This is a genomic window from Winogradskyella haliclonae (assembly GCF_014635865.1).
Classification (GTDB): domain Bacteria; phylum Bacteroidota; class Bacteroidia; order Flavobacteriales; family Flavobacteriaceae; genus Winogradskyella; species Winogradskyella haliclonae.
In genome coordinates this window covers 1-13,738 of record NZ_BMDQ01000002.1, presented here as the reverse complement: position 1 = coordinate 13,738, position 13,738 = coordinate 1, and the positions used below count along the sequence as shown (strand labels likewise).

General features: G+C 31.7%; 12 protein-coding genes and 1 other RNA gene. 7 read left to right on the top strand and 6 right to left on the bottom strand.

All coding sequences use genetic code 11. From position 1 onward, the window contains the following. Nucleotides 1–11: 11 nt before the first annotated feature. Nucleotides 12–1,442, bottom strand: coding sequence for an ATP-dependent DNA helicase (locus tag IEV10_RS08115; RefSeq protein ID WP_188374222.1), 1,431 nt, complete (start codon nucleotides 1,440–1,442; stop codon nucleotides 12–14). A 160-nt stretch (nucleotides 1,443–1,602) separates the two neighbouring features. Between IEV10_RS08115 and IEV10_RS08110 the strand changes: the two genes are divergently transcribed. The 3 genes from IEV10_RS08110 to rsmD are packed head-to-tail and all read left to right on the top strand — an operon-like array spanning nucleotide 1,603 to nucleotide 3,630. Then, a complete protein-coding gene (locus IEV10_RS08110; RefSeq protein ID WP_188374221.1) occupies nucleotides 1,603–2,325 on the top strand; it encodes a hypothetical protein in 723 nt (240 codons plus the stop codon). A 1-nt stretch (nucleotide 2,326) separates the two neighbouring features. Further along, nucleotides 2,327–3,088: a DUF3822 family protein gene (locus tag IEV10_RS08105; RefSeq protein WP_188374220.1), complete on the top strand. Its 762-nt coding sequence runs from the start codon at nucleotides 2,327–2,329 to the stop codon at nucleotides 3,086–3,088. Beyond that, nucleotides 3,088–3,630, top strand: coding sequence for a 16S rRNA (guanine(966)-N(2))-methyltransferase RsmD (gene rsmD, locus IEV10_RS08100; protein WP_188374219.1), 543 nt, complete (start codon nucleotides 3,088–3,090; stop codon nucleotides 3,628–3,630). The genes IEV10_RS08105 and rsmD overlap by 1 nt, the downstream gene beginning before the upstream one ends. Nucleotides 3,631–3,664: 34 nt before the next feature. Here rsmD and rnpB read toward each other — a convergent pair. Continuing rightward, nucleotides 3,665–3,983, bottom strand: an RNA gene (gene rnpB / locus IEV10_RS08095) — RNase P RNA component class A. A gap of 100 nt (nucleotides 3,984–4,083) precedes the next feature. On the opposite strand from rnpB, the gene dnaX reads away from it, so the two are divergent. From dnaX to IEV10_RS08080, 3 genes are read left to right on the top strand one after another with little or no spacing between them, the layout of a single operon-like run. Next, a complete protein-coding gene (gene dnaX / locus IEV10_RS08090; protein ID WP_188374218.1) occupies nucleotides 4,084–5,808 on the top strand; it encodes a DNA polymerase III subunit gamma/tau in 1,725 nt (574 codons plus the stop codon). Between the two features lie 4 nt (nucleotides 5,809–5,812). After that, nucleotides 5,813–6,397: a hypothetical protein gene (locus tag IEV10_RS08085; RefSeq protein WP_188374217.1), complete on the top strand. Its 585-nt coding sequence runs from the start codon at nucleotides 5,813–5,815 to the stop codon at nucleotides 6,395–6,397. Nucleotide 6,398: 1 nt separating this feature from the next. Then, entirely contained in the window at nucleotides 6,399–6,980 is a 582-nt protein-coding gene (locus IEV10_RS08080) for a MiaE family protein (RefSeq protein WP_188374216.1), read from the top strand. Nucleotides 6,981–7,029: 49 nt separating this feature from the next. Here IEV10_RS08080 and IEV10_RS08075 read toward each other — a convergent pair whose 3' ends face one another. From IEV10_RS08075 to IEV10_RS08060, 4 genes are all read right to left on the bottom strand, one after another. Further along, nucleotides 7,030–7,569 (bottom strand): porin family protein, encoded by a 540-nt coding sequence (locus IEV10_RS08075; protein ID WP_188374215.1) that lies wholly within the window; start codon nucleotides 7,567–7,569, stop codon nucleotides 7,030–7,032. Between the two features lie 98 nt (nucleotides 7,570–7,667). Next, nucleotides 7,668–8,573, bottom strand: a complete 906-nt coding sequence (locus tag IEV10_RS08070; RefSeq protein ID WP_188374214.1) for a Ppx/GppA phosphatase family protein — start codon at nucleotides 8,571–8,573, stop codon at nucleotides 7,668–7,670. Next, nucleotides 8,566–10,632, bottom strand: coding sequence for a polyphosphate kinase 1 (ppk1, locus tag IEV10_RS08065; protein WP_188374213.1), 2,067 nt, complete (start codon nucleotides 10,630–10,632; stop codon nucleotides 8,566–8,568). The genes IEV10_RS08070 and ppk1 overlap by 8 nt, the downstream gene beginning before the upstream one ends. A 57-nt stretch (nucleotides 10,633–10,689) precedes the next feature. Beyond that, the gene (locus IEV10_RS08060) at nucleotides 10,690–11,184 is read right to left on the bottom strand and encodes a SixA phosphatase family protein (protein WP_308694209.1); all 495 of its coding nucleotides are present in this window, start codon (nucleotides 11,182–11,184) and stop codon (nucleotides 10,690–10,692) included. A 512-nt stretch (nucleotides 11,185–11,696) separates the two neighbouring features. Between IEV10_RS08060 and IEV10_RS08055 the strand changes: the two genes are divergently transcribed. Next, on the top strand, nucleotides 11,697–13,738 hold a 2,042-nt coding region (locus IEV10_RS08055), incomplete at its 3' end, for an Ig-like domain-containing protein (protein ID WP_229719659.1).

The window sequence follows — 13,738 nt, the reverse complement described above, 5'->3', positions numbered from 1 at the left end:
TTTGACATAAACTATTCTACAAACAAATCATCTTTAAAACCAATGAGATATAATTTTTCCTTGGCTCTAGTTACTGCAGTATATAACCATCTTATATAATCTCTATCTGGACCATTTGGCAAATAAGGTTGTTCAACAAAAATGGTATTCCATTGTCCACCTTGAGATTTATGGCAGGTAATTGCATATGAGAATTTCACTTGCAAGGCATTAAAGTACTTGTTGTTTTTTACTCCTAAAAATCGTTTGTAATTAGACGTTTCGTTAGCATAGTCTTTTGCAACTTCTTGATACAGTCTATTTGATTCTTCGTATGTTAATGATGCACTTTCTGCAGAAATAGTATCTAAGAGTAATACGGTTTCAAAAGCTCTCATCCTAGGATAATCAACCATCTTTACTTTAACTTCAGCAAATCTAAAGCCATACAATTCTTTAATACTAAAAATTTCTAGGACTTCGATAATGTCACCATTGGCAATAAAGCCAGCTTCGGTAGTAGGTTTTATCCAGAAATAATTATTCTTAACCACCATAAGATAATCTCCTGTAGATAATTCACTTTCATTAAAAAGAATGCGATTTCTTATTTGTTGATTATAAAGATTGGCACGCTTATTACTCCTAACAATAATTGCTGTTTCTTCATAGCCATCGTTACTGTAAGAATCGTTTATAGCATCCATAATTTCATGACCATCGATAAGACGAACAATATCACTATATAGTTTTACATTAAATTTGAAGCTATCATAAAATGTAGTTTCTAAAACTGCTCTTAACTCAGTAGCGTTTTCCAATATTCCCGAATCTTGTTCTTGCCGCACCACTTCGTCTAACTCTACAGTAGTAACCTGCTTGTTATAGTTTAAATCTAGTTTTGATGCATCTAATGCTGGACTTAATTCAGACTTTACAGGTGGTAATTGCGCTTTATCTCCAATTAATAATAACTTACATTTATGACCAGAATACACATATTGCATTAAGTCATCTAGTAAAGAACCGTTTTCAAATAATTTAGAATCTGCTGGAATATCTGGTATCATTGAAGCCTCATCAACTATAAAAATAGTATTACGGTGCTTATTGGGCTGCATTACAAATTTAACACCGCCTCCTTTTTCTTTTTTAGGGAAATAAATCTTCTTATGTATAGTGAAAGCTTCTTTTTTAGAGTAGTTAGAGATAACTTTTGCTGCCCTACCTGTTGGTGCCAATAAAACTGAACTCTTTTTAGATTGCCATAAATTAGAAACTATAGTGCCAATAATACTTGTCTTACCTGTACCTGCATAACCTTTTAGTAAATACAGTGAATTTGGTTTAGAATCAAAAATAAACTCAGAAAGCTGTAATAGAACAATATCTTGTTTTTCAGTAGGTTGAAAAGGAAATTTTGACTTTATGAGCTTATAAAAATCTGATGCGTTTTGAATCATTTAACTTTAAAAAATTAAATGCCAATATACTATTATATCTCCACATTAAAGTGCTTTACTACAACTCTAAAATACATTTTTCTATATTTTTATTTATTATGTTTTTGCGAACAAAAAAAAATTGTAGATTTGCGAAAGACCTTAATAAAATAAACTAAACATGTTAACAGTAATTATTGTAGTTGTTGCTATTATCCTCGCAACCATAGCCATTGTATGGTTAATAGATAAATTTGTACCTAAAAAATTAAAGCCTGTATTAAACCTTTTGCTTTGGGCTATTGTTTTCTTTTTAGGGTATATTACTTATGAGTCAGTTGCTGGAGAATTAAGATTTGAGAAGGTAAAAGATGAGCGCTACCAAGTTGTTGTTAATCGTTTGATAGATATACAAAAAGCTCAAGTTGCATATAAAGATGTTAATGGAGAATATACTGATAAGTATGATAACCTTATCAAATTTATAGATACAGCACAAGTTCCTGTCACTCAAAGAAGAGATAGTACAGGTATAGATCAAGAAAAAACACGCTTATTTGGCGTAGAGACGCCAAAAACATTCGTGGTTATTGATACACTAAGATATTTTTCTGTAAAAGATTCACTTTTCAAGAACATTGATTACAAAAATATGATGAATGTTGGAATAGGCGAGAAAGACGCTAAGTTTGAATTAAAAGCTGGCAAATTAGATGACATTCCAGTATTTGAAGCTAGTGTAGATAAAGCTGTTGTTTTACACGATCAAGATAAAAATTTAGTATCTAATGAAAAGCAAACAGTTTCTGTTGATGGTGTTAATGGACCAAGAATAACAGTTGGTTCTATGAACGAAGTAAAGACTACAGGAAATTGGCCAAAAAACTTTACTAAAAAGGAATAATTTGACTAACAAAATAATTAAAGACCTGTCCATTCAAGTAAATTTGAGTGGACTTTCTTTTTGCATACTTAATCGTTCAGAAAATAACAAGATTGAATATTCAAATACAATTGTATTTGATGAAAAACTCACTCCTTTCGAAACCCTAAATCGTTTAAAAGAAGAGTTAGCTTCTAATACTGTTTTCTCTGATGATTTTAATACTATAAAAATCATACATTATAACGAACTATCAACCTTAGTCCCAAAATTGTTATATGACGAATCTAATAATGCTGAATATTTAAAGTTTAATTCAAAAATCCTAAAAACAGATTTTATTGCTTCTGATAAAATTGAATCATTAGATTCTGTTAATGTTTATGTGCCGTATGTAAATATAAACAACTACATCTTTGATACTTTTGGAGCTTTTACATATACTCACGCCTCATCGGTTTTTATTAACGCTATAAACGGTATAAATAAAAGTGAGGAAAAATGTGTCTATATCAATATAGAAGGCGCTACAATGCAAGTTGTTGTATGTAGTAGTCATGCCTTTGATTTTTATAATTATTTTGAATTTTCATCTCCCGAAGATTTTATATACTACATTTTATTCACCTTTGAGCAATTACAATTAAATGCTGAAAAAACGCATGTAAAGCTTTCTGGAGCTTTAGATGATGATGATGATTTGTTTAAAGTAGCATATAAGTATATAAGACATGTCAGTTTGGTAGACGAACACAAGCTATTTTTAATTAAAAATAGTTTTTAATGCGTATTATATCTGGAAAATATAAAGGAAGACGCATAACAGCACCTAAGCAATTACCTGTTAGACCAACTACAGATATGGCTAAGGAAGCTTTGTTTAATATTTTAAATAACCAATACTATTTTGATGATATATCTGTACTAGATTTATTTTCAGGCACAGGAAACATCAGTTATGAGTTTGCATCCAGAGGTACAGAGCAAATTACGGCTGTAGATGCTAATTATGGTTGTATTAAATTTATTAACGAGACCGCTGAAAATTTTGATATGTCTATTATCACCATAAAAAGTGATGTGTATAAATTCTTAGAAAAATCAAAACAAAAGCACGATATCATATTTGCTGATCCGCCGTATGGTTTTGAGATTGAAGAATTCTCAAAAATACCAAAACTCGTTTTTGAAAATCAATTACTACAAGATGATGGTCTTTTAATTGTAGAGCACTCTAAACATACCAAATTAGATGAGCTAGATCATTTTTCCTATTCAAAAAGTTATGGCGGTAATATGTTTAGCTTTTTTGAAATCAATATATAAACAAAGCCTCCCACAAAAATGCAAAAGGCTTGTTTAATTAAGCAGATTTATAAGCCGAATTCTGTACACTTTTCTTTTTAAGAAAAGTTCCTTATCATTTATCTACGTTTACTGTTACCAGCAAACTTTAGCTGTCTACCCTCTAACAATCGCGCGTGCACACTCAAACGTTAGTATACATGACATTGCACCACATAGAGTTTACCTGATTTCACTACAGCATGACCTGTACATACTTTCTGTTGCACTTTTCCTAGCCTTACGACTGATGGCTGTTAACCACTATGATTGCACTATGGTGTTCGGACTTTCCTACCCTAACTAAAGTTAGGATCGATAAGGCGATCTGCTTGCTGCAAAATTAAACAAATTGTTAATAACTCCTATTAAATTTAGCCCTCTGAAAATGACTATTTCATCCATATTCTTAAATTTGTAATTCAGTAGTTTTCTATGGAACATTTTGTAGTATCGGCCCGTAAATATAGACCTCAAACATTTAAAGATGTTGTGGGGCAACAGGCGATTACTAATACCTTGCTAAATGCTATTGAAAATAATCATCTAGCTCAAGCGCTTTTGTTTACTGGGCCACGTGGTGTTGGGAAAACTACCTGTGCGCGCATACTTGCTAAAATGATTAATAGTGATGGCAATACCAGTGAAAATGAAGATTTTGCCTTTAATATTTTTGAACTTGATGCCGCGTCCAATAATTCTGTTGATGACATTAGAAGTCTCACAGATCAAGTTCGTATTCCACCTCAAGTAGGAAAATACAAAGTCTATATCATTGACGAGGTACATATGTTATCTCAAGCAGCTTTTAATGCTTTTTTAAAGACCTTAGAAGAGCCACCAAAGCATTGTATATTTATTCTTGCAACCACTGAGAAACATAAAATCATACCTACCATATTATCACGTTGCCAGATTTTTGATTTTAAACGTATAACCGTAAAAGACGCCAAAGAATACCTTAAGTATATTGCCGAAGAGCAAGGTATAACAGCTGAAGATGATGCTTTGCACATTATTGCTCAAAAAGCCGATGGTGCTATGCGTGATGCGCTTTCAATTTTTGATCGTGTGGTTAGTTTTTCAGGAAAAAACTTAACACGCCAAGCTGTTACAGAAAATTTAAATGTTCTTGATTACGAAACTTATTTTACGAGTACAGATTTAATTTTAGAGAATAAAATCCCTGAATTACTTATTCATTTCAATACCGTTTTATCTAAAGGTTTTGATGGTCATCATTTTATCGCTGGACTAGCATCTCACTTTAGAGATTTATTAGTCTGCAAGAACCCTTCAACCATAGAATTATTGGAAGTTGGAGAAGATACTAAGCTCAAATATGTTGAACAAGCTCAGAAATCCTCTCAAAGCTTCCTCATCAAAGGTATAGACATTGCAAACGATTGTGATTTAAAATATAAGAATAGTAAAAATCAACGATTACTTGTTGAATTAGCGCTTATGCAACTAGCCTCTATCACTTTTGATGGAGAAAAAAAAAATAGCAGACATTACATAATTCCGCCCTATTTTTTTAAGTCTAAAGGGATTACTCCTATTCCGGTAACAAAAACTGAGCCTAAAGAGACTGCAATAACTATAACCCAAAATGCTTCTCAAAAAATTAAAGTAGAAGAAGAAACTATAGCTAAAACAGTAGAGCCCGTAATACCAAAAATATCTATTAATAAACCCTCGAAAGTGACATCTGGGCTATCATTGAAGAGTATTAGAGAGAAAAAAGAGCATCAGATACGACAAATGGATGTTGTTATTGATGAAGAAAATCTTCCTAGAGAACCTGTAACTGAAGAAAAGCTTATTGAAGCATGGGAAAGCTATATAAAGTCGCTACATAAAAAAGGTGAAAAAATCATGGCATCCATTATGGAAATGGAAACACCAACATTAAAAGATACTGCAATATGCCTTACCTACTCTAACCATACTAGTAAGATAGAGTTAGAACGTGCACAATATCCATTATTAGCGCACTTACGTAAAAACTGCAAAAACTATGATCTTCATTTAGACATTACAGTAAATGAAGAAGTTGCCAAAAAGTATGCTTTTACACCACAAGAAAAATATGAAAAACTAAAAGAGAGAAATGAAAATATTGAGCTTCTCAAGCGAACTTTTGGTCTAGACATCTAATATTATGAAAAACGGACTTTACTTTATTTTAATTCTTGTTATAGGCTTTACAAGTTGTGAAGGCCGAAAATCTCAGCGTAAAGCATTAACTGAAAGTATATCTTCTTTTAAGAAAGATAATACTATTAAAATCAATGAGTTTATACCCGAAACGTATTTTGAACATCGTATAGATACCATACTTTCTAATGGCTTTAGAGTTAAAATACAGACTTCTACTGACATGATAAATCAGGTTGTTTTTACAAAAACTAAAGACAATATCGATTATGTAAACAATTACAGAAACTTCAACTTCAACGTTACTATAGAAAAGAATGGAAAGAAATTATTTGATGAGAGTTTTAATAAGCAAAAAGTAAATGACTTATTTGGTTACTCATCAGATATAGATTCAGAAGAACCTATTCATGATTTTAATACATTAGCTTTATTAAAGTCGATACATCTTAACGAAGAATTAAGTGTAAAAAATGACTCTATTTATATAGATATAGCTTATGCCATACCAAATGAAGACTACATAGATTGGCATACTTTAAAAATAGATAAACATGGGAAATCAAATTTTATTCAATTAACATATTAGTATGCTTGGACTTAAATTACCTACTGACCCACGATGGGTGAATATTGTAGAAAAAAATATAGAGTACATACTAACAGACCATGCCTATTGTGAACAAAAAGCTGCCAGTACAGCTGTATCATTAATTGTTAGTTTTCCAGAGTATACAGAGCTCGTTCAAGAAATGATAGAGCTCGTTAATGAAGAAATGAGTCATTTTAAAATGGTTCATGACTTAATTTTAGAAAAGGGGTGGATTCTTGGTCGAGACCGTAAAGACGAGTATGTTATTCAACTACTAAAATTTTTTCCAAAAGGTGGTAGTAGAACCACACAATTGGTACATAGATTATTATATGCTGCGCTTATTGAAGCCCGAAGTTGTGAGCGTTTTAGATTGCTTTCAGAAGAACTAGAAGACAAAAAACTAGCCAAGTTTTATCGAAAACTAATGATTAGCGAAGCTGGACACTATACCATGTTTTTAAAATTTGCTAGAAAATATGGTGATAAAAAAGATGTGGACAAAAAATGGAACGCGCTTTTGAATTACGAAGCCGACATCATGAAATCTCTTGGAAATAAAGAAACTATACACGGATAAAAAAAGCCTTTTCAGTTGAAAAGGCTTTTACATTTATAGTCATTAGGATTTATATTTTAATACCTATACTTGCCTGTATTACAAACTGCTTTGCCTCAAGTGGTGCAAGTGTATCATCTAACATGTTGGTAAAACCATATACACCTCGCACTTCTATGAAATAATCTCCGAATATTTGGTATTGAATACCAGCTACTCCAGAAAAATTCAATGTATCGAACGCGTCTGAGCTTTTCCAAGTTTTTACACCTATTTGCGGTCCAACTCCCAAAGAAAGTCTATCGCCAACAAGAAATTTTAATTGTACTGGTAAACTAAGGTAATTTGCTCTCCAGTTTTCATCTTTAGCTCCTTCAGCAGACCATAATAACTCAGTATTTAACCATAATTTCTCTGATAAAGAAAACTCTGCGAAACCTCCAAAATGAAAACCATTTCTATGTAAGTTTCTTTCTGTAGGTGCAGGGTCAAAATCCATGTTTGATATGTTAATACCTGCTCTGATACCATATTTAGTAGCGCCATTACCTTGAGAAAAACTAAGGCTTATAAACAATAATAATGTCGACGTGAGTAAAGCTTTTTTCATAAAGTAGTTAATTTTATTATGTCACGAATATATATTTAAAATCTTTACAATAATTAATTATTAGACTTCTGATAGGAAAAATACGGCAAACTGTAAAGCTAAAGGGTTGTACTACTTATGGTATTGTAATAGATGCTTTTAATGATGCCATCAGATAACCCGATTTTTGGAACTAAAATATCTTTTGCACCACTCCATTTCATAGCTGACAAATATATTCTTAGAGCAGGAATTATTACATCAGCTCTATCCTGATTAAGGTTTAATTCTGTAATTCTTTCCTCATAAGAATACTCTTGCAAGCTCTTGTAATAACTAGTCAGATAAAAATAGGATAATGGTTTTCCTAAATCTTTTCCTGATATCTTAAATATCTTATTAATATTTCCTCCTGAACCAATAAGCTCAATTTTATCATAAGATTTGGTGTGATTTTTAATCCAATTCTCTAAAGATCTCCATGTATCATTTATAACGCTATCGTTTAATAAGCGTACAGTACCAATTCTAAAGGATTTTGATTCAATTTTCTCTGAGTTATGTATCACAGAAAACTCTGTACTTCCTCCACCTACATCAACATAAAGGTATGTTTTATTAGGATCGATGAATCTATGTAAATCGGTAGCAGCAATTATTGTTGCTTCTTCCTCTCCATCGATAATATCAATGGAAATCTTACATTCTTCATTAATCAATTTACAAACCTCTCTCCCATTGGATGCATCACGCATTGCAGAAGTAGCACATGCTTTATAATTAACAACTCCATTAGATTTCATCAAAAGGTAAAATGCAGTCATAGTATCTTGCATTCTTTGTTTATTATTATCTGAGATTTCTCCAGAAACAAAAACATCTGCACCTAATCTTATTGGTACTCTTACTAATGAATTTTTCTTGAAAATTACAGGCTTATCATCCTGCTCAATTACACTTGTAATTAAAAGTCTAACAGCATTAGAGCCTATATCAATAGCGGCATACTTTTTAATACTAAGCATCTGTAACTTCTAATTTGCTTTTGTAATAATCATAAATATTGAATTGTGCTCTAACTTTTATTCTGCTTGTAGAGTTTTTATAACTATTATCTTGATTTTGATTAATTATTCGAGCCTTAACATTATCATTCCAACATATATCAAAAATATCTTGCATCTCTTGCTTTATATCTTCATCATAAATTGGACAGCTGACTTCTACTCTATTATCAATGTTCCTTGTCATCCAATCTGCTGAAGAAATATAAATTTTAGGATCATTATTATTAGAAAATATATAAAGTCGAGTATGTTCTAAAAATTTATCTATAATACTAATAACCTCTATATTTTCGCTCATATCTTTAACTCCAGGAACTAAACAACAAATACCTCTAATAATCATTTGAATCTTTACACCAGCTCTACTCGCCTCATAAAGCTTATCAATCATTTTATAACTACTCATACTGTTCATTTTAAGCTTAATAAATGCTGGCTTACCCTCTTTAGCATTTAGTATTTCATTATCAATTAACATGAATAGTTTAGTTTGCGTATAATGAGGTGATGTTATGATATGCTTGTAGCGGTACATTCTATAACTAACTTCAAAGAAATTAAAGACTTTATTAATGTCCTTTAATATTCTCTGATCTGCAGTAAACAACGTAAAATCTGTATATATGCGTGCAGTAGACTCATTAAAGTTACCAGTACTTATAAATCCATATCTCTTAATTTTTTTACCTTCATCTCGTTCGATAACGCACATTTTGCTGTGTACTTTTAAACCTGGTACACCAAAAAGCATATTTACACCTTCACTCTGCATCTGCTCAGCGTAATTAATGTTCGCTTCTTCATCAAAACGGGCTCTAAGCTCTATAGAAACTGTTACCTTTTTTCCATTTTTTGCTGCATTTATTAAAGAACTTGCAACGTGAGATATTTGAGCAAGTCTATAAATGGTAATTTTTATAGTTTTTACCTTTGGGTCTAATGCAGCTTCTCGTAAAAATTTAACAATGTATGAAAAGGTATGATATGGTGTATGAACCATATAATCCTTCTTAGCAATTGTGCTAAAAATACTTTGTTCTAAACTTAAGCCTTTTACTGGAAGTGGTTTTATTTTATCATATAAGAGGTCTTGGCGACCCAAACTTGGGAAACCCATATAATCTCTTCTATTGTGATATCGACCTCCAGGTATAACACTATCTTTTGAGTCAATACCCATTTTTGCCATCAAATAAGTGAGTGTCTCATCATCTAATGTTTTATCATAAACAAACCTTACTGGCTCACCAATTTTCCTGTCTTTTACACTATCAGATATTTTTTCAATAAAACTTTTACTTAAATCACTATCAAAATCTAACTCACCATCTCTTGTGATTTTAATCATGTTAGCAGATATAGATGTATAATCAAAAATGTCAAAAATATCCCCTAAGCAGCACCTAAGCAAATCATCTATTAATATGATATAGTTTTTTCCATTCTTTTCAGGCAGTACTACAAACCTATCCAAAGACTTTGATATTTCTATCAATGCATACTGTTTAGTATCATTTTTTAAACACATTTTTACTACCAAATATGCAGCACTATCTTTTAGCAATGGTAACTCTATATCATCATTTAGTATTATTGTAACTAGAGCTGGACTGACAGTTTGAAAAAAATAATTTTTTATAAACTCATGATGAGATGACTCTATTTGTGTTTCATCTATAATATAAATGTCTTCATTTGCCAATTGAGATTGAATACTATTCAAAATACCTAAACTTGTACTTTGATGCTCAATCACGATTTCTGTTATACGCTGCAACAAATCACTAGCTTTAATACCCCCTAGTTGATTTTTACCACCTTTACCAGCTTGGTCAATTCGTTTTACAGTAGCATATCTTACTTTAAAAAATTCATCAAGATTATTAGAAAATATACCAATAAAACGTAACCTCTCAATTAACGGCACATTAACATCTGCAGCTTCTTGTAAAACTCGAGCATTAAACTGTAACCAACTTAATTCCCTATTTATATATGTGTAGTTATTATTAGTCATCACTTATTTTTACAAATATATTGTATTGAAATGCATCACAAAATACTATTGTCTTTTTTATAACCTATAATCTTTTGGAAACATTATTTTTTTGGTTTGACCAAACTTTACATATTCCCATGAAGTTATATCGAAATCTATTATGACAAGACCAGATGTAGGCAAATTATCGATGATTCTATCTCCTAAGATATTTACTAGTGATGTAAAAGCATAATTATGCCCAAACAGCATTACAGAATTTAGTTCATTATTAATAGACTTAATAAATTCTAAAACCCGTTCACCAGAAAAATCATATAAATCTTCTGTTATATTAAACATGCTATCTGGATGATTCAGACACTTTTGAAAAATTTTACATGTAGACAATGCTCTATTTGCTGGGCTTGAGTATATAAAATCTATAGTTAAATCTAACTTCTTAAATTCTTGTGAGATAATCCCTGCATCATCAATACCTCTTTTCTTTAAAGGCCTGTTTATATCTGAAACATTATACTTCCACGAAGATTTTGCATGTCTTACGAATATGATTTTCTTAATATTCATCGTTTAAATACATTTTTTTACGATTAAATGTTTGTTTTATCGGTTTAAAGTCATAAATTGCGGTCGAAATGATTAAGATTATATCAGTGAAATATGTTTTTATCTATGAAAATTAGATTAAAATATATTAATACAGGTAAAATTTTGTGCATAAAGTTTAAATAAATTAAAATATGGTAGATGTGCGTAAGAAGTTTATAACAGAATGTATAAATATATAGATTAAATGCATTTTTAATCGATAAAACATATATAATTGTCGCTCAACGAATATATGAGTATTTAAAGTACTTTTTTTGCAATTATACATAGTAGTGTGTTGATTTGCATTGCTATTAATAAATAAAAAACACATTAATTTTTCCATTTAGTACTCTAACAAAGTACGTCCCTCCCTTAAAATATAGAAAAGAAAGATGCTGTTGGTGAGTATTTAGAATTTAAACTTATGATAATAAGTAAATTCTTGTACGCACTTTCTGCACGGAAATATTAAGATAATCCAAATCAATATGAAAAACAAGTACAATTGTATTTCAGTGTTTAAAGTAATTAGAGCACTATTAATTCTAGGAATACTTTACCTACCTAGCAGTTTAGAAGCTCAAGTAGGAACACAATCGCCCTCTATCAGGGAAAATGTTACTTTTCAATGGTCAGATGAGCAAGATACAAATGGAAATGGTGACATTGATGCCAATGAAAACAACCAACCGGCTACGATTAAATCTATAACTATTGATAATGTTGTATATGATGCTTTTGCTGTTCCATTTGGCTACGAATTAACCAGACTTGGACCTGGTGGTAACAGTATAAACGGTATTAGAGAAAATAATGCCAATGTTATCTTTGGCAGTGGGTCTTCTACTGGAGGCATAAATAGTCCGTGGAATTCTGCAGCTAGAGCTGCATTCCAAGACCCTAACTTAAACCATTATTTTACTTCTAATGGAAATGGAGATAATATTTGTGGAAATTTTAACGCAGCCAATGGAATAAATGGAGTTCCCGAAACTGATGCACAAATACAAACATTATTATATAGTCCAGCCATTCCATCTAATGAGGGTGGAGTAATAGCTATTACTGAACGTGGCGGTAATAACTGTTATTACATAAGATTTAGAGGATTCTTACCTGGTTCTACAACAGAAACTGTATTAGGAGATACTTTTGTTAGAACTAATGGTGACTTAAGAGGAAGTAACGTTCTTCCTCCAGATGATGGAAATGGAGGCCCTAATAATGGTGATGAATCAGATTACTGGCAATCTGGTAGAAAGATTGATAATGGTCAATCAATTGCTATAGCTCTTTTTGAGCTTAATAGCGTTGCGCCTACTGGTTCTAAAATTAGTAAAGTTGAATTCATCGCTGCTTCAAATGATGATGGTGATGGTAAACTTTTTATATTACAAAGATATGCACTACCACAAACAGGTTTAGGTTGTATTGATGGTATTTTTAATGGCCAGATAGATAATTCATCTTCTGTACCTAGCGATGGTGAATATAGCTTAGTTGCAAATAGTCTACAAACATCTCCTTCAAATCTTGGTACAGGTACACTTAATTTTAGTGAACCAGATGGTGCTTTTACTTATACTCCACCTGCTGGTTTTACTGGTACTGTTACTTTTGAATACGAAGTCTGTATACCTTCAATTGGTAATATTTGCGAAACTAACACTGTAACACTTACATATAATCCTAAGCCAGACAATCCGACTTTGGATGTGTCTTGTAATGCTGATGGAAGTTATGACGTCACAGTTACTGATCCAGTTGGTGGTGACTTTGAATATAATGTTGATATAGTAAATGGAGGTGCTTTTCAGTCTTCTCCAGTTTTTAGTAATCTTGGACCTGGTACATACGTATTCGGTATAAGAAACAGAGCAACTGGATGTGAAAACGTTCCTAGTACTACTCAAATAACATTAGAAACCTTAGAAGTAGAAATCAATTCTACTACTGATATAGATTGTTTTGGAAATGTAAATGGCGCTATAGATCTTAATGTTACTGGAGGCTTCCCTCCTTACACATACTCTTGGACACAAGATGGAAATTCTATACCTCAAACAACTCAAGATTTATCTAACATACCTGCTGGTATGTACAATGTAGTAGTTACAGATACATCAGGATGTTCATTTACGTTTGCAACTGGCATGGAAATTATTGTTGATAGTCCTACTGCAGAACTATCAATCTCTAGTTCTACTATAATAGATGTAGATTGTTTTGGTGATTCTACAGGTGGTATTGATATAACAGTGAGTGGAGGTACTGCACCTTACACTTATTTATGGACAACTAACCAAACTACTCAAGACATATCGGGTGTAATTGCAGGTAATTTTTATGCTGTTACAGTTACAGATGCTAATGGATGTACAGTTGGTGAAAGCTTTACTATTAATCAACCTGACTCAGAACTTACTGCTAATGCAACGGTAGCTTCTGAAATCTCTTGTTTCGGTTTAACTGATGGGTCTATTACAATCAGCTTTGCTGGTGGAACTAGCCCTTATGATATTTCTGGTGA

Bases quoted from the DNA above. Each gene is read 5' to 3' on its own strand.
- IEV10_RS08075 (WP_188374215.1), bottom strand. From the start codon at position 7,569: ATGAAAAAAGCTTTACTCACGTCGACATTATTATTGTTTATAAGCCTT.
- ppk1 (WP_188374213.1), bottom strand. From the start codon at position 10,632: ATGACTAATAATAACTACACATATATAAATAGGGAATTAAGTTGGTTA.
- IEV10_RS08060 (WP_308694209.1), bottom strand. From the start codon at position 11,184: ATGAATATTAAGAAAATCATATTCGTAAGACATGCAAAATCTTCGTGG.
- IEV10_RS08115 (WP_188374222.1), bottom strand. From the start codon at position 1,442: ATGATTCAAAACGCATCAGATTTTTATAAGCTCATAAAGTCAAAATTT.
- dnaX (WP_188374218.1), top strand. From the start codon at position 4,084: ATGGAACATTTTGTAGTATCGGCCCGTAAATATAGACCTCAAACATTT.
- IEV10_RS08085 (WP_188374217.1), top strand. From the start codon at position 5,813: ATGAAAAACGGACTTTACTTTATTTTAATTCTTGTTATAGGCTTTACA.
- IEV10_RS08080 (WP_188374216.1), top strand. From the start codon at position 6,399: ATGCTTGGACTTAAATTACCTACTGACCCACGATGGGTGAATATTGTA.
- IEV10_RS08110 (WP_188374221.1), top strand. From the start codon at position 1,603: ATGTTAACAGTAATTATTGTAGTTGTTGCTATTATCCTCGCAACCATA.
- rsmD (WP_188374219.1), top strand. From the start codon at position 3,088: ATGCGTATTATATCTGGAAAATATAAAGGAAGACGCATAACAGCACCT.
- IEV10_RS08070 (WP_188374214.1), bottom strand. From the start codon at position 8,573: ATGCTTAGTATTAAAAAGTATGCCGCTATTGATATAGGCTCTAATGCT.